The sequence below is a fragment of the Microcella sp. genome, from assembly GCF_046296455.1.
GTDB lineage: Bacteria > Actinomycetota > Actinomycetes > Actinomycetales > Microbacteriaceae > Microcella.
Genome location: NZ_JBKBLF010000011.1, coordinates 1 through 22,704, shown reverse-complemented (window position 1 = coordinate 22,704; position 22,704 = coordinate 1). Strand labels below are relative to the sequence as shown.

Annotated in this window: 24 protein-coding genes; 21 read left to right on the top strand and 3 right to left on the bottom strand. The window is 70.1% G+C overall.

Annotated features, from left to right (window positions below; translation table 11 throughout):
* The first annotated feature begins 43 nt into the window (after positions 1-43).
* The 13 genes from ACK4HH_RS07350 (at position 44) to dapF (ending at position 13,887) form a co-directional block, all read left to right on the top strand.
* A complete protein-coding gene (locus ACK4HH_RS07350; protein ID WP_409650219.1) occupies positions 44-1,720 on the top strand; it encodes a ribonuclease J in 1,677 nt (558 codons plus the stop codon).
* 155 nt (positions 1,721-1,875) lie between these two features.
* Positions 1,876-2,577: a hypothetical protein gene (locus tag ACK4HH_RS07345; RefSeq protein ID WP_409650216.1), complete on the top strand. Its 702-nt coding sequence runs from the start codon at positions 1,876-1,878 to the stop codon at positions 2,575-2,577.
* Between the two features lie 70 nt (positions 2,578-2,647).
* On the top strand, positions 2,648-5,320 hold the full coding sequence (locus ACK4HH_RS07340; protein WP_409650213.1) for a DNA translocase FtsK: 2,673 nt from the start codon (positions 2,648-2,650) through the stop codon (positions 5,318-5,320).
* A 43-nt stretch (positions 5,321-5,363) separates the two neighbouring features.
* The gene (gene pgsA / locus ACK4HH_RS07335; RefSeq protein WP_409650210.1) at positions 5,364-5,999 is read left to right on the top strand and encodes a CDP-diacylglycerol--glycerol-3-phosphate 3-phosphatidyltransferase; all 636 of its coding nucleotides are present in this window, start codon (positions 5,364-5,366) and stop codon (positions 5,997-5,999) included.
* A complete protein-coding gene (locus ACK4HH_RS07330) occupies positions 5,996-6,493 on the top strand; it encodes a CinA family protein (protein ID WP_409650207.1) in 498 nt (165 codons plus the stop codon). The genes pgsA and ACK4HH_RS07330 overlap by 4 nt, the downstream gene beginning before the upstream one ends.
* A gap of 157 nt (positions 6,494-6,650) precedes the next feature.
* Positions 6,651-6,959: a helix-turn-helix domain-containing protein gene (locus ACK4HH_RS07325; protein WP_255159204.1), complete on the top strand. Its 309-nt coding sequence runs from the start codon at positions 6,651-6,653 to the stop codon at positions 6,957-6,959.
* 31 nt (positions 6,960-6,990) lie between these two features.
* Positions 6,991-7,218 (top strand): DUF3046 domain-containing protein, encoded by a 228-nt coding sequence (locus tag ACK4HH_RS07320; protein ID WP_409650202.1) that lies wholly within the window; start codon positions 6,991-6,993, stop codon positions 7,216-7,218.
* A 107-nt stretch (positions 7,219-7,325) separates the two neighbouring features.
* Positions 7,326-8,318 carry an IS481 family transposase gene (locus ACK4HH_RS07315; protein WP_409650200.1) on the top strand — a complete coding sequence of 331 codons (993 nt, stop codon included), beginning with the start codon at positions 7,326-7,328 and terminating at the stop codon, positions 8,316-8,318.
* A 281-nt stretch (positions 8,319-8,599) separates the two neighbouring features.
* Positions 8,600-9,739, top strand: a complete 1,140-nt coding sequence (recA, locus tag ACK4HH_RS07310; protein WP_409650197.1) for a recombinase RecA — start codon at positions 8,600-8,602, stop codon at positions 9,737-9,739.
* Positions 9,739-10,428 carry a regulatory protein RecX gene (locus tag ACK4HH_RS07305; protein ID WP_409650194.1) on the top strand — a complete coding sequence of 230 codons (690 nt, stop codon included), beginning with the start codon at positions 9,739-9,741 and terminating at the stop codon, positions 10,426-10,428. Before recA ends, ACK4HH_RS07305 begins: the two co-directional genes overlap by 1 nt.
* Before the next feature lie 72 nt (positions 10,429-10,500).
* Positions 10,501-12,045 (top strand): tRNA (N6-isopentenyl adenosine(37)-C2)-methylthiotransferase MiaB, encoded by a 1,545-nt coding sequence (miaB, locus tag ACK4HH_RS07300; protein WP_409650191.1) that lies wholly within the window; start codon positions 10,501-10,503, stop codon positions 12,043-12,045.
* 34 nt (positions 12,046-12,079) lie between these two features.
* Complete coding sequence (gene miaA / locus ACK4HH_RS07295) at positions 12,080-13,015, top strand: tRNA (adenosine(37)-N6)-dimethylallyltransferase MiaA (protein WP_409650188.1); 936 nt, start codon at positions 12,080-12,082, stop codon at positions 13,013-13,015.
* On the top strand, positions 13,012-13,887 hold the full coding sequence (gene dapF / locus ACK4HH_RS07290; protein ID WP_409650185.1) for a diaminopimelate epimerase: 876 nt from the start codon (positions 13,012-13,014) through the stop codon (positions 13,885-13,887). Before miaA ends, dapF begins: the two co-directional genes overlap by 4 nt.
* On the opposite strand, the gene ACK4HH_RS07285 is transcribed toward dapF, so the two are convergent.
* A complete protein-coding gene (locus ACK4HH_RS07285) occupies positions 13,884-14,537 on the bottom strand; it encodes a class I SAM-dependent methyltransferase (RefSeq protein WP_409650182.1) in 654 nt (217 codons plus the stop codon). The two genes, dapF and ACK4HH_RS07285, sit on opposite strands and share 4 nt — an antisense overlap.
* A 43-nt stretch (positions 14,538-14,580) precedes the next feature.
* Between ACK4HH_RS07285 and hflX the strand changes: the two genes are divergently transcribed.
* Positions 14,581-16,131: a GTPase HflX gene (gene hflX, locus ACK4HH_RS07280; RefSeq protein ID WP_409650179.1), complete on the top strand. Its 1,551-nt coding sequence runs from the start codon at positions 14,581-14,583 to the stop codon at positions 16,129-16,131.
* Here the strand turns inward: hflX and lexA are convergent.
* Positions 16,128-16,874, bottom strand: coding sequence for a transcriptional repressor LexA (gene lexA / locus ACK4HH_RS07275; protein ID WP_409650177.1), 747 nt, complete (start codon positions 16,872-16,874; stop codon positions 16,128-16,130). The genes hflX and lexA overlap by 4 nt on opposite strands.
* Before the next feature lie 295 nt (positions 16,875-17,169).
* Here lexA and ACK4HH_RS07270 point away from each other — a divergent pair, with 295 nt between their 5' ends.
* The 6 genes from ACK4HH_RS07270 to ACK4HH_RS07245 all read left to right on the top strand — a co-directional run bounded on the left by ACK4HH_RS07270 (position 17,170) and on the right by ACK4HH_RS07245 (position 21,504).
* Complete coding sequence (locus ACK4HH_RS07270; protein WP_409650174.1) at positions 17,170-17,523, top strand: LysM peptidoglycan-binding domain-containing protein; 354 nt, start codon at positions 17,170-17,172, stop codon at positions 17,521-17,523.
* Between the two features lie 41 nt (positions 17,524-17,564).
* Positions 17,565-18,650, top strand: coding sequence for a histidinol-phosphate transaminase (locus ACK4HH_RS07265; RefSeq protein ID WP_409650172.1), 1,086 nt, complete (start codon positions 17,565-17,567; stop codon positions 18,648-18,650).
* The gene (hisB, locus tag ACK4HH_RS07260) at positions 18,647-19,252 is read left to right on the top strand and encodes an imidazoleglycerol-phosphate dehydratase HisB (RefSeq protein WP_409650169.1); all 606 of its coding nucleotides are present in this window, start codon (positions 18,647-18,649) and stop codon (positions 19,250-19,252) included. Before ACK4HH_RS07265 ends, hisB begins: the two co-directional genes overlap by 4 nt.
* Positions 19,253-19,254: 2 nt before the next feature.
* On the top strand, positions 19,255-19,887 hold the full coding sequence (gene hisH, locus ACK4HH_RS07255; RefSeq protein ID WP_409650165.1) for an imidazole glycerol phosphate synthase subunit HisH: 633 nt from the start codon (positions 19,255-19,257) through the stop codon (positions 19,885-19,887).
* Positions 19,888-19,988: 101 nt separating this feature from the next.
* Positions 19,989-20,738: a bifunctional 1-(5-phosphoribosyl)-5-((5-phosphoribosylamino)methylideneamino)imidazole-4-carboxamide isomerase/phosphoribosylanthranilate isomerase PriA gene (gene priA, locus ACK4HH_RS07250; protein ID WP_255159218.1), complete on the top strand. Its 750-nt coding sequence runs from the start codon at positions 19,989-19,991 to the stop codon at positions 20,736-20,738.
* The gene (locus tag ACK4HH_RS07245) at positions 20,722-21,504 is read left to right on the top strand and encodes an SseB family protein (RefSeq protein WP_409650162.1); all 783 of its coding nucleotides are present in this window, start codon (positions 20,722-20,724) and stop codon (positions 21,502-21,504) included. The genes priA and ACK4HH_RS07245 overlap by 17 nt, the downstream gene beginning before the upstream one ends.
* On the opposite strand, the gene ACK4HH_RS07240 is transcribed toward ACK4HH_RS07245, so the two are convergent.
* Positions 21,501-21,842: a DUF1844 domain-containing protein gene (locus tag ACK4HH_RS07240; protein WP_409650159.1), complete on the bottom strand. Its 342-nt coding sequence runs from the start codon at positions 21,840-21,842 to the stop codon at positions 21,501-21,503. The two genes, ACK4HH_RS07245 and ACK4HH_RS07240, sit on opposite strands and share 4 nt — an antisense overlap.
* 237 nt (positions 21,843-22,079) lie before the next feature.
* On the opposite strand from ACK4HH_RS07240, the gene infC reads away from it, so the two are divergent.
* Positions 22,080-22,704: translation initiation factor IF-3 (infC, locus tag ACK4HH_RS07235; protein WP_409650408.1), on the top strand; the 625-nt coding region annotated here is incomplete at its 3' end.

Sequence of the window (22,704 nt, the reverse complement as noted above, 5' to 3'; positions counted from 1 at the left end):
GGCCACGGGGCCCCACCGAGCACCACGAGCAGTCAGGCGACCAATGCCCACCGAACTCTTCGACCCGCCCGCTCTCGACCCGTCGACCCTGCGGCTCATCCCGCTCGGCGGCGTGGGCGAGATCGGCCGCAACATGACCGTGTACGAGATCGCCGGCAAGCTGCTCATCATCGATGCGGGCGTGCTCTTCCCCGAAGAGACCCAGCCGGGCGTCGACCTGATCCTGCCCGACTTCGGGCCCATCCGCGATCGCCTCGACGACGTGCTCGCTGTCGTGCTCACGCACGGGCATGAAGACCACATCGGTGCCGTGCCGTACCTGCTGCGCCAGCGGCACGACATCCCCATCCTCGGGTCGACCCTCACGCTCGCGTTCGTCGAGGCGAAGCTCAAAGAGCATCGCATCCAGCCCTACACGCACACCGTGAAAGAAGGCCAGGTCGAGCAGCTCGGCCCGTTCACGCTCGAGTTCATCGCCGTCAACCACTCGATTCCGGATGCCCTCGCCATTGTCGTGCAGACGGCCGCCGGCACCGTGCTGCACACGGGCGACTTCAAGATGGACCAGCTTCCCCTCGACGACCGCATCACCGACCTGCGCGCGGTGGCCCGGTGGGGCGAGAAGGGCGTCGACCTCGTGCTGAGCGATTCGACGAACGCCGATGTTCCGGGCTTCACCGCGCTCGAGCGCGACATCGGGCCGGTGCTCGAGAGCGTCATCGCGCGCGCGCCGAGGCGCGTCATCGTCGCGAGCTTCTCGAGCCACGTGCACCGCGTGCAGCAGGTGCTCGACGCCGCCCACGCGAACGGTCGCAAGGTCGCGCTCATGGGCCGCAGCATGGTGCGCAACATGACGATCGCGGCCGACCTCGGCTTTCTCAAGGTGCCCGACGACATCCTCATCGACCACAAGAAGGCCGCCACCCTGCCTGACGACCGGATCGTCTACATGTCCACGGGCAGCCAGGGCGAGCCCATGGCCGTGCTCGCGCGCATGGCCAACCTCGAGCACCAGATCGAGATCGGCTCGGGCGACACCGTCATCCTCGCCTCGAGCCTCATCCCCGGTAACGAGAACGCGGTCTACCGCGTCATCAACGGCCTCATGAAGCTCGGCGCGAAGGTCGTGCACAAGGGCACGGCACGCGTGCACGTCTCGGGCCACGCCTCGGCGGGCGAGCTGCTCTACTTCTACAACGTGCTCAAGCCCAAGAATGTCATGCCCGTGCACGGCGAGCAGCGTCACCTCGTGGCCAACGCCGAGCTCGCGATCGCGACCGGTGTGCCCGAGCAGCGGGTGCTCGTGGGCGACAACGGCACGGTCGTCGACCTGCGTGACGGCGTCGCGCGTGTCGTCGGCCAGCTCGACATCGGCTTCGTCTACGTCGACGGCTCGACGGTCGGCGAGATCACCGACGCCGATCTGAAAGACCGCCGCATCCTGGCCGAAGAAGGGTTCATCTCCATCTTCGTGGCGATGGATGCTCAGACCGGCAAGGTCGTCGTCGGCCCCGAGATCCACGCGCGCGGGTTCGCGCCCGACGAGGCGATCTTCGACGACGTCAAGCCGCAGATCATCAAGGCGCTGGTGGATGCCGCCTCCAACGGCACCCGCGACACCCACGCGTTCAGCCAGGTCGTGCGCCGCACGGTCGGCCGCTGGGTCAACACGCAGCACCGTCGACGCCCGATGATCGTGCCCGTAGTGATCGAGGCATAGCCTCGATCACCTAGCAGTGCTGGATTGCCGCGCCGCTCAGCGGCGCGGGCCGAGGCCTAACGGCCTCGATCACCGAACGGTGCTGGATTGCCGCGCCGCTCGGCGGCGCGGGCCGAGGCGTAGCCTCGAGGCCCTCGCCTCCCTAGGCTGTGCCCATGAAGGCCTTCCTCGCCGTCCCTTCGGCCGGGCTGCTGCTCGCTCTCGCGGCGTGCGCTCCCGAGTTCCCCGCTGCCGAGCCCACCCCGAGCGAAAGCTCGAGTGCGAGCGCTCCGGCGGAGCCGAGCCCTGATCCGACACGTCCCTCGGCCGACGAGCTCGCGCTCGCCCCCGGCTCGCTCAACCTGCTCGTGGTCGGGCAGCCGGCTCCGGCTCCCGACGACCCGACGGCGATGATCGCGTTCGACCCCGAGGCCTGCGTCGACGCCGACTTCGGCATCGCGCCCGGCGATCCGGGTGCGGGCCTGTGGCGCGCGGTGCCCGACTACGTGGACTCCGATGGTGCCGCCCTGTTCGGCGTCGCGGTGGGCGAGTCGGGTGAGGTCGGCGCGATCCAGGTGATCGGCCCCTCGACCGTGCCGACGACCGAGGGCATCGCGATCGGTTCGACGGTCACCGAGCTACTCGCCGCCTACCCGACCGTCAGCGGCCCGTTCGACGCGGTCGTCAGCCGGCTCTACGTGGTCGATGACGCCGCAGGGCGCCTCGTCTTCGAGGTCTCGTGGAACGACCCGGGCTTCGAGCCGTACTGGCAGCCCGCCGAGCTCGATCGCGTCGTGGTCATGACGACGCACCCCACCTCGGTCGCGCCGTTCGCCGTGTGGGCCACCGACGGCGGCGTGGGCTACTGCAGCGTCTGACCACCCGCGTCCGCATCCTCGGCGCGTGTCGCCCCCGGCGGGCGTCGCATCGCGCGGGTACCGTGGGCGCATGCCATCGAGCACTCGATCGTCGTCGCGCCCGCGCGCCGCATCGTCGCGCTCGGGCGGCGGCTCGAGCCGCTCGCGCACCCAGCCGACGAAGAAGCTGCCCGCCGCGGTCGAGCCCGAGGCGGGCATCCTGACCCGTCTGTGGATGGGCCTCGCCCACATGACCGGCGCGACCTTCCGCGTGCTCGGGCGCGAGACCCTCGCGAGAGACGAGCGACGCGACGGCGTGCCCTTCTTCATCGTCGTGCTCGCGATCGCGGGTGCCGTCGTCGAATGGTTCTTCGCCACCGACCCCGTCGCCGTCGCGCTCAACGCCTGGACCTTCGGCGGGCTCGTCGGCCGGGTGTCGTTCGCGCTTCCCGTCATCATGCTCGTGTTCGCCGGCTGGCTCTTCCGGCACCCGGCGAGCGTGCACGACAACACGCGCATCGGCATCGGGCTCGGCCTGCTCATCGCGAGCGTGAGCGCCCTGTGCCACATCGCGCTCGGGGCCCCGCAGCCCGCGCTGCCTCCGCTCGCGCTCGCCCAGGCCGGTGGCATCGTGGGCTGGATCCTCGGCGGGGTGCTGCTGCTCGCGACCGCCTACGTTGCCGTGCCGGCGCTCGTGGTGCTCGCCGGGCTCTCGGTGCTCATCATGACGAAGACGCCGCCGAACCGCATCGGCGATCGCCTGCGCGAGCTCTACAGCTACCTGTTCGGCGCCGAGCTCGTCCCGCGCGAGCCGAAGGCGAAGGCTGAGACCGAGAGCGTCGAGTTCGGCTCGCTCACCGACCTCGGCCTCGACATGGACGACACGAGTTCGATGCCTTGGTGGCGCAAGGGCAAGTCGACGCGCGAGTCTGCAGCCTTCGACAGCCCCGTCGAGCGCGAGCAGGCCACCGAGGTCATCGACGCCGCGCAGCGCGCGGCCGTCACCGAGAACCTCGACGACGTTCTGACGGCGGCCGAGCGCGCGGTGCGCCGGTTCACCGGCGAGGTGGATGCCGCGCCCGCCTCGCGCGAGCAGGTCGCGCCCGCCGTCCTGCCGGGCTTCGCCACGACGGCGAGTGAGATGGGTGCGGCGGGCGAGTTCACCCCGCCGTCGCGCTCGCGCACCGGCACCCCGTACCGACTGCCGGCGGCCTCGCTGCTCGCGCCGGGTGATCCGCCCAAGTCGAAGTCGGCGGCGAACGACTCGGTAGTGGCGGCGATCACCGAGGTTCTTGCGCAGTTCCAGGTCGACGCGCGCGTCACGGGCTTCAGCCGCGGTCCGAGCGTTACGCGCTACGAGGTCGAGCTGGGCCCGGGCGTCAAGGTCGAGCGGTTCACAGCGCTCACGAAGAACATCTCGTACGCCGTCGCGAGCAATGAGGTGAACATCCTCTCGCCCATCCCGGGCAAGAGCGCGATCGGCGTCGAGATCCCCAACGTCGACCGCGAGATCGTGAGCCTCGGCGACGTGCTGCGGTCGAGTGCGGCCTCGAAGGCCCTGCACCCGATGACGATCGGCGTCGGAAAAGACGTCGAGGGCGGCTACGTCGTGGCCAACCTCGCCAAGATGCCGCACCTGCTCGTGGCCGGCTCGACCGGCTCGGGCAAGTCGAGCTTCGTGAACTCGATGATCACGAGCGTGCTCATGCGGGCCAAGCCCGCCGAGGTGCGCATGGTGCTCGTCGACCCCAAGCGCGTCGAGCTCGCGGCCTACCAGGGCGTGCCGCACCTCATCACGCCCATCATCACGAACCCCAAGAAGGCGGCCGAGGCGCTGCAGTGGGTCGTCAAAGAGATGGACATGCGGTACGACGACCTCGCGTCGTTCGGCTTCCGTCACATCGACGACTTCAACCGCGCGGTGCTCGCGAACGAGATCGAGCTGCCCGAGGGCAGCAAGCGCCAGCTGCAGCCGTACCCCTATCTGCTCGTCGTCGTCGACGAGCTCGCCGACCTCATGATGGTCGCCCCGCGCGATGTCGAGGATTCGATCGTGCGCATCACGCAGCTTGCGCGGGCATCCGGCATCCACCTCGTGCTGGCCACCCAGCGGCCGAGCGTCGACGTCGTGACGGGCCTCATCAAGGCGAACGTGCCGAGCCGTCTCGCCTTCGCGGTGTCGAGCATGACCGACAGCCGCGTCATCCTCGACCAGCCGGGCGCCGACAAGCTCATCGGGCAGGGCGATGCGCTGTTCCTGCCGATGGGCGCCTCGAAGGCCGTGCGCGTGCAGGGCGCCTGGGTCACCGAGCACGAGATCGCGGCCGTCGTCGAGCACGTCAAGAAGCAGGCGCTGCCCGAGTACCGCGACGACGTCGCCGCCGAGGCGACGAAGCGCGAGATCGACGCCGACATCGGCGACGACCTCGAGGTGCTGCTCGCGGCCGCCGAGCTCGTGATCAGCACCCAGTTCGGCTCGACCTCGATGCTGCAGCGCAAGCTGCGAGTCGGCTTCGCCAAGGCCGGCCGGCTCATGGACCTGCTCGAGTCGCGCGAGATCGTCGGTCCCTCCGAGGGCTCGAAGGCGCGCGACGTGCTCGTGAGCCCCGACCAGCTTCCCGACGTGCTCGCGCGACTGCGGGGAGAGGATGCGGCGCCCGCGCCGCGCGTCGCCGACGACCCCGTCGCGCGCATGACCGAGGGGTATCCTGAGGTCGAGGGCGGCTCTGACGAGGACGCCTGGCAGTTGACCGACCGCGAGTGACGCCGCTCAGGCCCGCACCGCGACCCACAGCCGGGAGGCCCGCGTGACCGAGTCCGAGGCGAGCGCCCGGTCGTACTCCCTCCGTGGGCGGGTCGTGCGTGCGGGGGAGTCGCCGGCGAGCAGCGGCAACCTCGCCAACATCATCACCGTGGTGCGCATCCTGCTCGCCCCCGTCTTCGTCGTGCTGCTCGTGCTCGACGGCGGCGCCGACGGCCCGCTGCGGATCGCCGCAGCGCTGCTCTTCATCGTGGCGATCGCGACCGACGGGGTCGACGGCATGCTCGCCCGCCGCCGCAACCTCGTGACCGACCTCGGCATCTTGCTCGACCCCATCGCCGACAAGCTGCTGACGGGCGCGGCGCTCGTCATGCTCGCCGTGCTCGCCGAGCTGCCCGTGTGGGTCGTCGTCGTGATCCTGGTGCGCGAGTGGGGCATCACACTGTTCCGCTTCCTCATGCTGCGCGATCGGGTCATCCCCGCCTCGCGCGGGGGCAAGCTCAAGACGGTCGTGCAGTCGGTGGCGATCTCGTCGGCTCTGCTGCCGCTCTGGAACCTGTTCGGCGAGTGGGTGCACGTCGTCAATACCGTTCTCATGTCGGCGGCCCTCGTGCTCACGGTGGTCACGGGCATCGACTACCTCGTGCAGGCGTGGCGCCAGAACCGGGCCGCCGCGTCGTGACCGCGCCCGACCGGCCGGCCGGCCTCGTCGCGCGGTTGACGACCGCCGGTCGATCGGTGGCGGTCGCCGAGTCGCTCACGGGCGGTGCCGTCGTGGCGCGGCTCGTCGGCGTTCCCGGAGCCTCGGCAGTGGTGCGGGGCGGCATCGTCGCGTATGACACGGCCCTCAAGGCGAGCCTGCTCGGCGTGCGGCCCGCGCTGCTCGCGACGCACGGTGCCGTGCACCCCGAGGTCGCCGCGGCGATGGCCGAGGGAGTGCGCCGTGCCGCGGCGGTCGACGGGCATCCCGCCGATCTGGGCGTCGCCACGACGGGCGTCGCCGGTCCTGACCCGCAGGGATCAGCCCCCGTGGGCCTCGTCTACGTCGCGGTGGCGGGTGCCGCGGGCACGACGGTGCGCGAGCACCGGTTCGAGGGCGATCGCGCCGCCATTCGCGAGCAGGCGGCGGATGCGGCGCTCGCGCTGCTCGACGACGTGCTCGGCGGGGCGCGCTGAGGCGCTGTCGGGAATGCCTGGGGTGACGGTCGTGTTACAGACAGCAGACTGACAACCCCTGCTCAGGTGGCGGCGGTTACAGTGAAGCAATCCGGTTCCGGTAGTGTTACCGGCCCGGCGTGATGCTGGCCGTGAGGCGAGTGAAAAGGAGGTCCCCATGGTTCTGGTTCGACAGGAAATCGGTGAGGTCCTCCGCGACGTGCGTCTGCAGAAGGGCCGCACGCTGCGTCAGGTGGCGAGCCGCGCGAGCGTTGCGCTCGGCTATCTGAGCGAGGTCGAGCGCGGGCAGAAAGAGGCGTCGAGCGAGATCCTCGCCTCGGTCGCTGAAGCCCTCGATACCCCGATCTCGGTCATCATGCGCGAGGTGGGTGACCGCCTCGCCGTGATCGAAGGCCTCAGCACTGTTCCCGACACGCTGCCCGACGAGCTCGTCGCGCAGTTCGACGCCGACCTGGCGATGCGCTGACGCCTGCGCGTCGCCTGATCGGGCTGTCTCGGTGACTCGCAGCGAGTTCCTGCGCGCGATTGCCGACGAGTTCGGCGAGGCCTACGGCCGCAGCCTCGTGCGCGATCTCGTGCTGTCGCCGCTCGGCGAGCGCACCGCCGATGAGGCGCTCGCGGCGGGCGCGGCGCCGCGCGAGGTCTGGCTCGCCCTGTGCGCGGCGATGGATGTTCCGCGCGAGCGCTGGTACGGCGCAGGCCGCCCAGAGCCGAAGCGCGTCTAGTTGTAGTGCCCAGGGACGTTGTTTGATCTGGACGTCCTGACATGGCGAGAACCTCCGAGGCAGAGTGGAGCTGCTTAGTGCTTCCGCTCTGAACCAAGGAGGTTCTCGTGTCCCACGGTAATGCCGCTCTGACGCCGCGCCAACGACTGCGCTTGGCCCGGCAGGTCGTTGATGACGGCTGGTCGATCTCGGCCGCGGCTGACTACTTCCACGTGTCTTACCCGACTGCGGCGAAGTGGGCCCGCCGGTATCTCGAGCTCGGTGCTGAGGGCATGGTCGATCGCTCCAGCCGACCCCACACGCATCCCAACCGCACCCCGCAATCGGTGGTGAAGAAGATCGTGCACGTGCGGATCAAGAAACGCCTCGGGCCAGTTCAGATCGCTGGCCGGCTGGGCCTGCCAGCCTCGACCGTGCACGCCGTTCTGGTGCGCTGCAAACTCAACCGGCTTTCCCACGTCGACGTGAAGACCGGTGAACCTGCTCGTCGCTACGAGCACGAGAAGCCGGGAGCGATGATCCACGTCGACGTGAAGAAGCTGGGCAACATTCCCAACGGCGGAGGTTGGCGGTTCGTGGGACGCGAGCAGGGTGGGCAGAACCGCCGCGCAACGCCCGGCTTGGCCCGCAGCAGGAGCCGTCACGAGTTGATGCGTCACGCTTTCGTCCACACGGTCATCGATGATCATTCCCGCGTTGCTTACGCCGAGATCCACGACGACGAAACCTCTGCCACCGCGGTCGGGGTGCTCAGGCGAGCAACGTCCTGGTTCGCCGACCGCGGCGTCACCGTCGAACGCGTGCTTTCCGACAACGGCCCTGCCTACAAATCCCACGCCTGGCGAGAGGCCTGCGTCGAGCTCGGCATCACACCGAAGCGGACCCGCCCCTACCGGCCGCAGACCAACGGCAAGATCGAACGGTTCCACCGCACGATGGCCGACGGATGGGCGTTCACGAAGCACTACAACTCCGAGTCAGCTCGACGAGCCGCCTTGCCTGCGTGGTTGCATCACTACAATCACCACCGGCTACACACGGCCATCGGCAAGGTTCCACCGATCAGCAGATTGAACAACCTGCCTGGGCGCTACATCTAGTCGCTCGACCTGCTGATCGATTCGCTCCTCAGCGACACGCCGCGCGTTCGGTCGTTCGAACATCTGTTCGCTTCTCGCATAGACTCCTCCCCAGCGGCACTCGAACACGAGTCACTGCACGTGCTGCGCGTCGAACCCGGCGATGTCGGGCCAGGCGCGTACCGTCGGTCTCGTCGGCGACAGCCGTCACGCCTTGTCGTGATCCGTCCGGCCCTGCTCCATCGGCCGGACGAGGAGCGACAGAAGACAGGCACACCGCACACGAGATTGAAGGAGTCGCAATGCCCTCTGCAGCAGACCGCGAGAAAGCCCTCGAGACGGCCCTCGCCCAGATCGACCGACAGTTCGGCAAGGGCAGCGTCATGCGCCTGGGCTCCGACGACCGCGCTCCCGTGGCGGTGATCCCCACCGGCTCGATCGCCCTCGACGTCGCGCTCGGCATCGGCGGCCTGCCCCGTGGCCGCATCATCGAGATCTACGGTCCCGAGTCCTCGGGCAAGACCACGCTCACGCTGCACGCGATCGCGAACGTGCAGAAGGCCGGCGGCATCGCGGCGTTCATCGACGCCGAGCACGCCCTCGACCCCGACTACGCGCAGAAGCTCGGTGTCGACATCGACCAGCTCCTCGTCTCCCAGCCCGACACGGGCGAGCAGGCGCTCGAGATTGCCGACATGCTCGTGCGCTCGGGCTCGATCGACCTCGTCGTCATCGACTCGGTGGCGGCGCTCGTGCCGCGCGCCGAGATCGAGGGCGAGATGGGCGACAGCCACGTCGGTCTGCAGGCGCGTCTCATGTCGCAGGCTCTGCGCAAGCTCACGGGTGGGCTCAACAGCACGCAGACCTCGATGATCTTCATCAACCAGCTGCGCGAGAAGATCGGCGTGTTCTTCGGCAGCCCCGAGACCACCGCGGGGGGCAAGGCGCTCAAGTTCTACGCCTCGGTGCGCCTCGACATCCGCCGCATCGAGACCCTGAAAGACGGCACCGAGGCGGTCGGTAACCGCACGCGCGTGAAGGTCGTCAAGAACAAGATGGCCCCGCCCTTCAAGCAGGCCGAGTTCGACATCCTCTACGGCGTCGGCATCTCGCGCGAAGGCAGCCTCATCGACTTCGGCGTCGAGCACGAGATCGTGCGCAAGTCGGGCGCCTGGTACACATACGAGGGCGACCAGCTCGGCCAGGGCAAAGAGAACGCGCGCAATTTCCTGCTCGAGAACCCGGCCATGGCCGCCGAGATCGAGGCGAAGATCCTCGCCAAGCTCGGCATCGGTGCCAAGCTCGCCGCGGTCGAGCCGGTCGCTCCGGTCGAGAAGGCACCCGGCAAGGCCACGGCCAAGTCCGCCGCGGTGGCTCCCGCGGCCGCTGCGGCCGTACCGAGCGACGAGCAGCCCGAGCTGCGCGCGGTGGCGGGCGCCTGATGCCCGCCTCGCGCGGCCCCGGGCAGGGTTCTGACGGCGCCGACGAGCCGCAGGGCGGTGTCATCGCGCCGGTCACGTTCCTGCCCGGGGCGCGCGAGGCCCAGGCCGAGCGCGAAGCGGAAGAAGCCGCGCAGTCGGTCGCCAATCACGAGGCCGACGCCCGTCGCGCCGAGAACGTCACGATGCACGCGCTCACGCGGCGCGGCCAGTCTCGCGCCGAGGTGGCCGAGCTGCTGCGTCGTCGCGAGATCGATCCGATCGTGGCCGAGGCCGAGCTCGACCGGCTCGAGTCCGTCGGCCTGATCGACGACCGGGCGCTCGCGGCCGATCTCGTCGATCGCCTGCGCACCCGCAAGAAGCTCGGCGATTCCGCCCTGCGGTCCGAGCTCATGCGGCGCAAGCTCGAGCGCTCGGCCATCGATGAGGCTCTCGCGGAGGGCGCCGATGACGACGCGCACGACGATCTCGTGCTCGAGCTCGCTCGTGATCGCGCGCGCCGGCTGGGCGGTCTCGACCGCTCCACCGCCGAGCGGCGCCTCGTCGACTTCCTCGCCCGCAAGGGCCACTCGGGCAGCGCCGTGCGCGAGGCTGCGCGGCGCGCACTCGACGCTCGCGACGACGAGCTCGCGGGCGACGCGAGCGGTCCACCCGCTCGACTGGCGACCGTGCACCGCGTCGAGTTCCGCTGACAGCGCTGATCGCCGCGACGGCGATCTCGGCCCCAGAACGACTCCTCGCGTGCGCCGTAGACTGGTAACACTATGAGTTCCGCCGTCAGCCCGTCTCTCGTCACTGAGGCACCCGACCGCCTGCGTACCTACGAGGTGCGCACGTTCGGGTGCCAGATGAACGTGCACGACTCCGAGCGCCTCAGCGGCTCGCTCGAGGCCGCCGGGTACGTGCGGGCCCAGGGTGAGCAGGCCGACGTCGTCGTCATCAACACATGCGCGGTGCGCGAGAACGCCGACAACAAGTTGTACGGCACGCTCGGTCATCTCGCGAGCATCAAGCGCGAGCGCGGTGGCGACCTGCAGATCGCGGTCGGCGGCTGCCTCGCCCAGAAAGACACCACGACCATCCTCGAGCGGGCGCCCTACGTCGACGTCGTCTTCGGCACCCACAACATGGGATCCCTCCCCGTGCTGCTCGAGCGGGCCCGCCACAACGGCGAAGCCCAGCTCGAGATCCTCGAGTCGCTCGAGGTGTTCCCCTCCACCCTGCCGACGCGGCGCGAGTCGACCTCGAGCGGCTGGGTGAGCATCTCGGTCGGCTGCAACAACACGTGCACCTTCTGCATCGTGCCCGCCCTGCGCGGCAAAGAGAAAGACCGCCGGCCGGGCGACATCCTCGCCGAGATCCAGGCGCTCGTCGACGACGGTGCCATCGAGGTCACGCTGCTCGGGCAGAACGTCAACTCCTACGGCGTCGAGTTCGGCGACCGTCTCGCCTTCGGCAAGCTGCTGCGTGCCGCGGGGCGCATCGAGGGGCTCGAGCGCCTGCGATTCACGAGCCCGCATCCCGCAGCCTTCACCGACGACGTCATCGACGCGATGGCCGAGACTCCGGCCGTCATGCCGCAGTTGCACATGCCTCTGCAATCAGGGTCCGACCGCATCCTCAAGGCGATGCGGCGCTCCTACCGCAGCGAGCGGTTCCTGGGCATCCTCGATCGCGTGCGCGACCGTATCCCTCACGCCGCGATCTCGACCGACATCATCGTCGGCTTCCCCGGCGAGACCGAAGAGGATTTCGCCGACACCCTCCGCGTTGTCGAGCAGGCGCGCTTCGCGAGCGCCTTCACCTTCCAGTACTCGATCCGCCCCGGCACCCCCGCAGCGACCATGGCTGACCAGGTGCCCAAGGCTGTGGTGCAAGAGCGGTACGAGCGACTGACGGCGCTGCAAGACGCCATCAGCGCATCCGAGAACCAACGGCAGGTGGGCCGCGAGGTCGAGGTGCTCATCTCTGCCGGCGAAGGCAAGAAAGATGCAGAGACCGACCGCATCTCGGGCCGCGCGGCCGACAGCCGGCTCGTGCATCTGGCCGTGCCCGAGGGCGGCGAGCGCCCGCGCCCGGGCGACATCGTGACGACGACGATCACTCACGCCGCCGCCTTCCACCTCATCGCCGACCACGACGAGCCGATACGCATCCGGCGCACCCGCGCCGGGGATGCCTGGGATCGCGCGCAGGCTGAGAGCTGCGGCGTGCCGGCCGCGCCCGCGGGCGACGGGCCCCGCGCTGTCTCGCTCGGGCTGCCGACCCTGCGCATCCCGGTGGCGGGACGAGCGCCGGCGGCAGGGTGACGCGCCGCATCCCGACCATGATCGTGCTCAGCCGATGATCATCGCCATCGTTGGAGCGACCGGCACCGGCAAGAGCGACCTCTCCGTCTCGCTTGCACGGCGGTGGGGCGAGCGGGGCCTTCGGTGCGAGGTCGTCAACGCCGACGCCATGCAGCTGTACCGCGGCATGACCATCGGCACGGCCAAGCTCTCGATCGCGCAGCGGCAAGGGGTGCCGCACCACCTCGTCGACGTTCTCGACGTCGTCGATGAGGCGAGCGTCGCGCGCTTCCAGGCCGACGCCCGAGCCGCGATCGACGGCATCATCGAGCGCGGGGCCGTCCCGATGCTCGTCGGCGGGTCGGGCCTCTATCTGGCCGCTGTGCTCACCGACTTCCGATTTCCGGGCACCGACCCCGAACTGCGGGCGCACTGGGAGGCCGAGCTTCAGCGCCTCGGCCCCGCTGACCTGCACGCTGTGCTCGCCGACCGCGACCCGGCTGCGGCGGCCGCGATCGGGCCGCACAACGGGCGCCGCATCGTTCGAGCGCTCGAGGTCGGCGACCTCACGGGCGAACCCTTCAGCGCGGGGCTCGCCGCGCGCGAGACGCCCTGGCGCCCCTACCGCCAGTTCAGCCTCGAGCTCGACCGGCCGCGCCTCGTGGCGCGCCTCGACGAGAGGGTGCGCGGCATGTGGCGCGACGGGCTGCTCGACGAGGTGCGCGCGCTGCTGCCCCTCGGTCTCGAGCGCGGCGTCACGGCGAGCCGGGCTATCGGCTACGCGCAGGCCATCGCGCAGCTGCGCGGCGAACTCGACGAGTCCGAGGCGATCGCCCAGACCCAGGCCCTCACGCGTCGCTACGCGCGGCGCCAGGTGAGCTGGTTCCGCCGCGACCCCTCGATCGAGGCGATGGATGCCGCTGCGGACGATCTCGCTGCACAGGTCGACCGCCGAGTGGCCGCCGAGCTCGTCGATACCATGGGCGGGTGACGACGCTGCGATTCACCAAGGGCCACGGCACCGGCAACGACTTCGTGCTGGTCTCCGACCCCGAGGGTGCGCTCGAGCTCTCACCGGCGCAGCGGGCGGCCCTCGCCGACCGTCGCTTCGGGGTCGGCGCCGACGGCGTCATCCGCGCCGTGCGCTCGGCGAGCATCCCCGAGGGGCGCGCTCTTCTCGCTTCGGATCCGGATGCCGAGTGGTTCATGGACTATACGAACGCCGACGGCAGCGTTTCTGAGATGTGCGGCAATGGCATCCGGGTGTTCGTGCGGTATCTCATCGATCAGAGGTTCATCGAGCTGCCGCCGGGCGCCTCGGTCGCGATCGGCACGCGTGCTGGCGTCATTGATGTGCATCGCATCGCGGAAGGGTTCGCGGCCGACCTGGGGCGCTGGCGCCTCGATGGCGGCGAGCCGCTCGTGCGCGCACGCGAGCTCGCGGTCGCACGGCCCGGGCTGGGCATCAACGTCGGCAATCCGCATGTCGTCGTCGCCCTCGCGAGCGACGACGAGCTCGCGGCGCTTGACCTCTCGACGGCCCCGGTGCTCGATCCTGCCCCGGCGGCCGGCGCCAACGTCGAGTTCGTGGTTCCCGCCGACCCGCTCGTGGTCGACGGCGTGGGGCGCATCCGCATGCGCGTGCACGAGCGGGGCAGCGGCGAGACGCTCTCGTGCGGCACCGGTGCCGTCGCCGCGGCCCTCGCCGTGCGGTACTGGGCGGGTGCTGCGGCGCCGAACGAGTGGCGCGTGACCGTGCCGGGCGGCGTGCTCGGCGTGCGCATGTTCGCGGCAGAAGACGGCGAGCACGTCGCGCTGTCGGGGCCGGCCGCGCTCGTCTTCGAGGGCGAGCTCGAGCTCTAGGCCAGCGGCATGCCGATCGTGGAGATCGGCCCCGTGAGCCCCGAGCGGTTGCGCACGCGCAGCACCCTGAACCCCTTGTTGGTCGCCGCGCGCGAGACCGCGAGCTCTCCCTGGTAGCGCGCCTCCATCCAGCGCTGCAGCGAGTCGCTGCCGAGGTTGCGCGCCACGACCAGCCACGCGTCGGCGCTCTCACGAAGGCGCGGCAGCCAGCGATCGAGCATGCCGTGCAGCTCGTTCTTGCCGACCCTGATGGGCGGATTCGACCAGATCGTCATGAAGCGCACGTCGTCGGGTACCTCGTCGGGCGTCGCCGTTCGCACGTTGTCGAGGCCGAGGGCCGCCGCGTTGCGCCGGGTCAGCTCGAGGGCGCGCTCGTTGACGTCGACGGCCCACACGGTGGCGTGCGGCGACTCGAGCGCGAGCGTGAGAGCGATCGGCCCCCAGCCGCACCCCAGGTCGAGCAGGTCGCCGCTGGGCGGGGGAGGGGGCACATGGTCGAGCAGCACCTGTGTGCCGACGTCGAGGCCCCCGGGGCTGAACACACCGCCCGCCGTCTGCAGTTCGACCGTTCGGCCCGCGAGCGTGACCGTCAGGGGCTTGGCCACGAACTCGCCGCTCGGCTGGGCGGAGAAGTAGTGGTCGGGGGCCATGCGCAGAATCTACCGAAGTCGGGCGGAGTACAGTGAACCTCCTATGACCGACCATGATCCTCTCGACCCGATCGACGCTGCAGGCGAGGGCTCCAGCCCCGATGCGGGGGCGGATGCGGTGGCGCGCGTCTTGGCGAACGCCGAGTCGCGCGCGCGCTCGGTGACGCTGCACGGGGCGGCGGCCCTGCAAGACGATGCGAGCTACTCGACCGATCGCGACGGGGATCAGTTCGATCGCGAAGACCGCGCCGCGCTGCGGCGCGTGCGCGGCCTCTCGACCGAGCTCGACGATGTCACCGAGGTCGAGTACCGGCAGCTGCGCCTCGAGAACGTCGTGCTCATCGGCATCTACGCGCAAGGCGATCTCGACGACGCCGAGAACTCGCTCCGCGAGCTCGCGGCCCTCGCCGAGACGGCGGGAGCCGTCGTGCTCGACGGACTGCTGCAGCGGCGCCCGCATCCCGACCCCAGCACCTTCCTCGGCAAGGGCAAGGCGGCCGAGCTCGCCCTCGTGGTGAAAGAGCTCGGGGCCGACACCGTCATCGCCGACACCGAGCTGGCGCCGAGCCAGCGTCGAGCGCTCGAAGACGTCGTCAAGGTCAAGGTCATCGACCGCACCGCCGTCATTCTCGACATCTTCAGCCAGCACGCCAAGAGCCGTGAGGGCAAGGCGCAGGTCGAGCTCGCCCAACTCGAGTACCTGCTGCCGAGATTGCGCGGCTGGGGCGAGTCGATGTCGCGGCAGGCCGGTGGCCAGGTCGGTGCGGGCGGGGCCGGAATGGGCAGCCGCGGACCGGGTGAGACCAAGATCGAGCTCGACCGGCGCCGCATCAATACCCGCATGGCCAAGCTGCGCCGTCAGATCAAGGGTTTCGCGCCCGCGCGCGCCGCCAAGCGCGCCAACCGCGACCGGTATGCCGTGCCGAGCGTCGCGATCGCCGGCTACACGAACGCGGGCAAGTCGAGCCTGCTGAACCGCATCACGCGCGCGGGCGTGCTCGTCGAGAACGCCCTGTTCGCCACGCTCGACCCGACGGTGCGCAAGTCGACGACACCCGATGGCCGGCCCTACACGATCGCCGACACGGTGGGCTTCGTGCGCAATCTGCCGCACCAGCTGGTCGAGGCCTTCCGGTCGACGCTCGAAGAGGTGGCCGAGTCCGACGTGATCCTGCACGTCGTCGACGGCGCGCACCCCGACCCCGCGGCGCAGTTGGCGACCGTGCGCGACGTCATCGGCGAGGTCGGCGCGCGAGAGCTGCCCGAGCTCGTCGCCGTCAACAAGGCCGACCTGCTCGACGACGACGCGCGCCTGCTGCTGCGCGGCCTCGTGCCTGATGCCGTCTTCGTCTCGGCGAAGACCGGCGAGGGGATCGATGAGCTGCAGCGTCGCATCGCTGAGTTGCTGCCGAACCCCGAGGTCGAGCTCACGGTCGTCGTGCCATACGACCGCGGCGACCTCGTGTCGCTGCTGCACGAGCGCGGGCGCATCATCGAGACGAGCTACGTCGAGGCGGGCACGCGTGTGCACGCCTTCGCGACGCCCGAGGTCGCGACCCTCGTCGAGCCCTTCGCGGTCGCCGAAGCGGTCTAGACCGAGCGCAGCACGGCGACGACCTTGCCGAGCACGGTCGCGTGGTCGCCCAGGATCGGCTCGTACGCCGAGTTCTGCGGCAGCAGCCAGGTGTGGCCGTCGCGCTGCTTGAAGACCTTCACGGTCGCCTCGTTGTCGAGCATCGCAGCGACGATCTCGCCGTTCTCCGCCGTGTTCTGCTGTCGCACGACGACCCAGTCGCCGTCGCAGATGGCGGCGTCGATCATCGAGTCGCCCACGACCGTGAGCATGAAGAGCTCGCCCTTGCCCACGAGCTGACGGGGGAGGGGCACGACCTCTTCGACCATCTGGTCGGCGGTGATCGGGATTCCCGCGGCGATGCGCCCGACGAGCGGCACCATCGCGGCATCGCCCACCGAGGGGCCGGGTAGCGCGTCGGAGTCGACCGCGTGCGAGGGGTCGGGCTCGAGGTCGATGAGCACCTCGAGGGCGCGAGGCCGATTGGGATCCCGGCGCAGGTAGCCGCTGAGCTCGAGCTGGCCCAGCTGGTGCGAGACGCTCGAGAGCGAGGCGAGGCCGACGGCCTCGGCGATCTCGCGCATGCTCGGCGGGTACCCGCGTCGTGCGACCGAGGCCTGGATCACGCCGAGGATCTCGCGCTGCTTATCGCTCAGCGTCGTGCGACGGCGGGTGCCCGCCGACTCGCGCGCGCCGTCTGCAGACTCGGTGACGTCACCGCGCTCGGTGTCACCGCGCTCGATGTCATTGTGCTCGCCGGCCATCTCGGGCTCCGTTCGTGATCAGCAGGTGCTGACGAATGTCGGTGGTCGGGTGTGGAGTACTCCCGAACCCTCGAAACTCTATCCACGAGCGGGGCACATTTCAAACATCTGTTCGAGTGTGTCTCGGCTGTGGAGACCAAAAGAGGCCGAGGGCTTGAAACTGTGTTCGATCGAAGGTATGTTCGGAACACAGGTTCGTATCCGGTCCTCCCGGCCGAGAACCGGATGCATCCCCCCGGCGGCCCCCCGGCGCCGGGGGGACCTGTGCCACACGAGAACGAGAGAGGTCCCGATCATGAGCGCCATCACCTACGGCCCCGCCGTCATCACCGCTCCCCTTGTCGTGACCCGCCTGCGGCTCACGCGGCGAGGGCGGGCGGTCATCGCGCTGCTCGTCTCGCTGCCGCTCGTCGTCGCCCTCGTGTCGATGGCGCTCAATGGCGGCGGTGCCACGGCGACTCCACCGCCGACGGCGATCGAAACGATCACGGTCGAGGCCGGCGAGTCGCTCTGGTCGGTCGCCGCGCTCATCGCGCCCGAGGCGTCGACGGCCGATGTCGTGGCCGATCTGATCGCGGTCAATGATCTGTCGAGCGCCGAGCTCGTGCCCGGCCAGGTGCTGGTCGTTCCGAGCCGCTACGCCGGCTGAGGCCCCACAGAACCCACGGGGGCCGCGGCTACGATGGCTAGGTGACGAGCCTCGCCGACCTGCCGATCCGAGACGACCTGCGCGGCAAGACCCCGTACGGCGCCCCGCAGAAGGCCGTGCGCATCGCGCTCAACGTCAACGAGAACACCCACCCGGTGCCCGACGAGGTCGTCGTGCATGTCGCAGCGGCCATCGAGCGCGAGCTGCGCACGATCAACCGCTACCCCGATCGTGAGTTCACCGCTCTGCGCGAGCACCTTGCCGGCTACCTGAGCAGGGGAGCGACCCCGATCGCGCCCGAGCAGATCTGGGCCGCGAACGGGTCGAACGAGGTCATCCAGCACATCCTGCAGGCGTTCGGCGGCCCCGGCCGCCGCGTGCTCGGGTTCCCGCCCACCTACTCGATGCACTCGATCATCGCGGCGGGCACCGGCACCGAGTGGGTCGCCGGCGAGCGCGACGACGATTTCGCGCTGAGCCCCGAGACCGCGGTCGCCGCCGTGCGCCGCGCCGATCCCGACGTCGTGTTCCTCTGCGCCCCGAACAACCCGACGGGTACCCCGCTCGGTCTCGACACGATCACGGCGGTCTACGAGGCGAGCCGGGGCATCGTCATGGTCGACGAGGCCTACGCCGAGTTCATGCCCGAGGGCCAGCCCGACGCGCTGAGCCTGCTACCGGGCCGCGAGCGGCTCGTCGTGTCGCGCACGATGAGCAAGGCCTTCGCCTTCGCGGGCGCGCGCCTCGGCTACCTCGCCGCCGACCCCGCCGTCATCGACGCGCTGCGGCTCGTGCGGCTTCCGTACCACCTCTCGGGGCTCACGCAGGCGGCCGCGGTCGCGGCGCTCGAGCACGCGCCGACGATGCTGCGCACGGTGGGCGAGATCCGCGAGCAGCGCGATCGCCTGCTCGTCGAGCTCGCGCGGCTCGGATACGCGCCGCACGACAGCTGGGCCAACTTCGTGCTCTTCGGCGGCGTCGCCGACCCGCAGGCGGCCTTCGAGCACCTTCTCGCCCACGACATCCTGATCCGTGACGTCGGCCTGCCGAACCACCTGCGCGTCACGGCGGGCACCCCCGCCGAGACCACGGAGTTCCTCGAGGTGCTGGCTAGGATGAACCGGTGAGCACCCCCCGAATCGCCGAACTGCGGCGCGAGACCAGCGAGTCGTCGATCGAGCTGCGCCTCGACCTCGACGGCACCGGCCGCTCGTCGATATCGACGACCGTGCCCTTCTTCGACCACATGCTCACGGCGTTCGCCAAGCACGCCCTCGTCGACCTCGACATCTCGGCGAGCGGCGATACCGAGATCGACGTGCACCACACGGTCGAAGACACCGGCATCGTGCTCGGCACCGCGATCGCCCGCGCGCTCGGCGACAAGGCCGGTATCGCCCGCTTCGGCGACGCCCTCGTGCCGCTCGACGAGGCGCTCGCCCAGGCCGTCGTCGACGTGAGCGGCCGACCCTACCTCGTGCACTCGGGCGAGCCGGTCGGCTTCGAGCACCACCTCATCGGCGGGCACTTCACGGGCTCGATGGTGCGCCACGTCTTCGAGGCGATCACGATGCACGCGGGCCTCACGGTGCACCTCACGGTGCTCGCCGGTCGCGACCCGCACCACATCGCCGAGGCCGAGTTCAAGGCCTTCGCGCGCGCGTTCCGCACGGCCGTGCAGCCGGATCCCCGCGTGCACGGCGTGCCCTCGACGAAGGGCGCGCTCTGAGCATGAGCGCTCCCCTCGTGGTCGTGCTCGACTACGGTTCGGGCAATGTGCACTCGGCGGCGAAAGCCGTCGAGGCGGCCGGTGCCCGCGTCGAGCTCACGGCCGATCGCGATCGCGTCATGGCGGCCGACGGCCTGCTGGTGCCCGGCGTGGGCGCATTCAGCGCGGTGATGGATGCCCTGCGCACCGTTCGCGGCGACGAACTGATCGATCGGCGGCTCGCGGGCGGCCGGCCGGTGCTCGGCATCTGCGTGGGCCAGCAAGTGCTGTTCGAGCGCGGAGACGAGCGCGGAGTGGTGACGCAGGGGCTCGCGCAGTGGCCCGGCACGGTGAGCGCACTACGGGCGCCGACGGTGCCGCACATGGGCTGGAACACCGTCGATGCCCCCGAGGGCTCGCGGCTCTTCGCGGGCCTGCACGACGAGCGCTTCTACTTCGTGCACTCCTACGCCGCGCACGAGTGGAGCCTCGACCCGCACCCCGCGATCCCCGCCCCGATGGTGACGTGGGCCGAGCACGGCGAGCGCTTCATCGCGGCCGTCGAGAACGGCCCCCTGTCGGCCACGCAGTTCCACCCCGAGAAGTCGGGGCAGGCCGGCCTTCGGCTGCTCGCCAATTGGCTTCGCACTCTCTAAGAACCGGCTGAGGGCAAGGGCGCTCTCAGATAAGGAGTACGATTCTGTGTTTGGCCGCGCCGCGTGCGCGCCCGCCCCGTGACCCGATCAGAAAGCCTTCGATGAGCGAGTTCTCGACAATCCCCGCCCTCACGCTGCTGCCGGCGGTGGATGTCGCCGGAGGCAAGGCCGTGCGCCTGACGCAGGGTGAGGCCGGCACCGAGACGAGCTACGGCGACCCGATCGACGCCGCCCACGAGTGGGCCGACCAGGGCGCCGAGTGGATCCACCTGGTCGACCTCGACGCCGCCTTCGGTCGCGGCAGCAACCGCTCGATCATCAAGAAGGTCGTCAAGACCACCCCGCGCAACGTCAACATCGAGCTCTCGGGCGGTATTCGCGACGACGCCACGCTCGAGGCCGCGCTCGCGACGGGCGCCAAGCGCATCAACCTCGGCACCGCGGCGCTCGAGAACCCCGAGTGGGCGGCGCACGTCATCGCCGAGTACGGCGAGGCGATCGCCGTGGGCCTCGACGTGCGGGGCACGACCCTCGCGGCACGGGGCTGGACTGAGGAGGGCGGCGACCTGTGGGCCGTGCTCGAGCGGCTCGAGGCAGCGGGCTGCGCGCGCTACGTCGTGACCGACGTCACGAAAGACGGCACGCTCAAGGGCCCCAACCTCGACCTGCTGCGCTCGGTCATGGAGCGCACGCACCGCCCCGTCATCGCGTCGGGCGGTGTCTCGAGCCTCGACGACATCGCCGCGCTGCGCGAGCTCGTGCCGCTCGGCCTCGAGGGCGCGATCGTCGGCAAAGCGCTGTACGCGGGGGCCTTCACCCTGCCCGAAGCACTGGATGTCGCGGGTCGCTGACTCGGCGGGCCAGCCCTGGGAGGGCCGGCACTTCGAGCCGAACCCGAACGCGGCCGACGACGGCTCGGCGCCCGTCGCCTATCTCGCGGCGATCGCGCGGCTGCGCGCGGGGGAGTGCTCGCTCGTCGACGTGGTCGAGGTCGTGCGCGGCTGCCGCTTCCTCATCCCACTCGTCGCCGTCGCGGGTGAGACGGGCTTGACCGACACGGGGCAGCTGGTCGATAAGACGCAAGAGCTGTCGATCATCACGGTCTCCGGTCCTGACGGCCGCCCCGTGCTCCCCGTCTTCTCGTCGGTCGACGCCATGCGCCGGTGGCGGCCGGATGCTCGTCCCGTTCCCGCAGACGCCGTGCGCGTCGCCCTCGCCGCAGCCTCCGAGCGCACCGATCGTGTCGTGATCGATCCGCGTTCGGCCGAGACGCTGCTCGTGCTGCCGCGGCCCGCCGTGTGGGCGATCGCGCAGGGGATGCCGTGGGTGCCCGCGGTCGACGACCCCGCGGTGCTCGAGGCGGTCGCGCGGCCGGCGGCACCGCATCCTGAGATCTGGGCGGTCTCGATCGTGGCGGGAGACCCGCAGGGGCGAGGCGAGAGCGCCGAGGTCGTCGTGCGCCTAGGCGTCGAACCCTGGGTCGCGCCCGAGCGGTTGCGCGAGATGATCGCCGAACTCAGCGCGCGCTGGGCCGAGGATGCGGTGGTCGCAGAGCGCATCGATTCGCTCGCGGTGCAGCTCGTCGCGGGGCCGCGCCCGAGCGCCGAGCCCGTTTAGTTCACCGGCCCGGTGAGCTTCTCGCCGGGACCCTGACCGGGAGCGTCGGGAAACGGCGAGGCCTCGCGGAAGGCGAGCTGCACCGAGCGCAGCCCGTCGCGCAGTACGCGGGCGTGGTGGTCACCGAGCTCGGGTGCCGAGGCCGTGATGAGGCCCGCGAGTGCCGTGATGAGCTTGCGCGCCTCGGCGAGGTCGATCTCCTCCTCGCCATGCTCCGAGAGCCCGCACTTGACCGCAGCAGCACTCAGCAGGTGAACGGCGACGGTGTTGATGATCTCGACGGCCGGAACCTCGGCGATATCGCGCGAGGGCTCGGTGTCGGTGGGAATCTCGCTCATGAGACCTTTCACCTGCTATCGTTGTGCGGGCTCCGGGGCCAGATCCCCGGTACGAAAGTGGAGAATCCTCCCACCCGCGCTTGACCGACTACCAGGTTACCGGGTCGAATCACCCCGTTCGACGGCTGCAGAGCCGCGCGAAGTCCGTGGGTGGTGCTGGCCGTGCGCCAGGGATGCTTTCTCCTCTTCCGTGAAGAATCACACTGATCCGCTCGGATCACGACAGAGGAGAATCGCATCAGCGAACCGAGAACGAACGACCGTATCCGCGTCCCCGAGGTCCGTCTTGTGGGCCCCGCCGGTGAGCAGGTCGGAGTCGTCAAGATCGAGGTTGCCCTGCGCCTGGCGCAGGAGGCCGACCTCGATCTCGTCGAGGTCGCCCCCAACTCGAAGCCGCCCGTGGTGAAGATCATGGACTACGGCAAGTTCAAGTACGAGGCGGCGCAGAAGGCCAAAGAGGCCCGCCGCAACCAGGCGAACACCATCCTCAAAGAGGTGCGCTTCCGCCTGAAGATCGACAAGCACGACTACGAGACCAAGCGCAAGCGCGCCGAAGGCTTCCTGCAGGCCGGCGACAAGGTCAAGGCCATGATCCTGTTCCGTGGTCGCGAGCAGTCGCGCCCCGAGCAGGGCGTGCGCCTGCTGCAGCGATTCGCCGAAGACGTTGCCGAGTTCGGCACGGTCGAGTCGACGCCCATGATCGACGGCCGCAACATGGTCATGATCATCGGCCCGCTGCGCAACAAGGCCGACGCGAAGGCCGAGCAGATGGCGCAGCGCGCGGCCTCGAAGGCGGCGCGCAAGGAGGGTGAGGCGGCTCCCAAGGCCGACGCGCCAGCCGAGCGTGAGCCCGTCGCGGCCC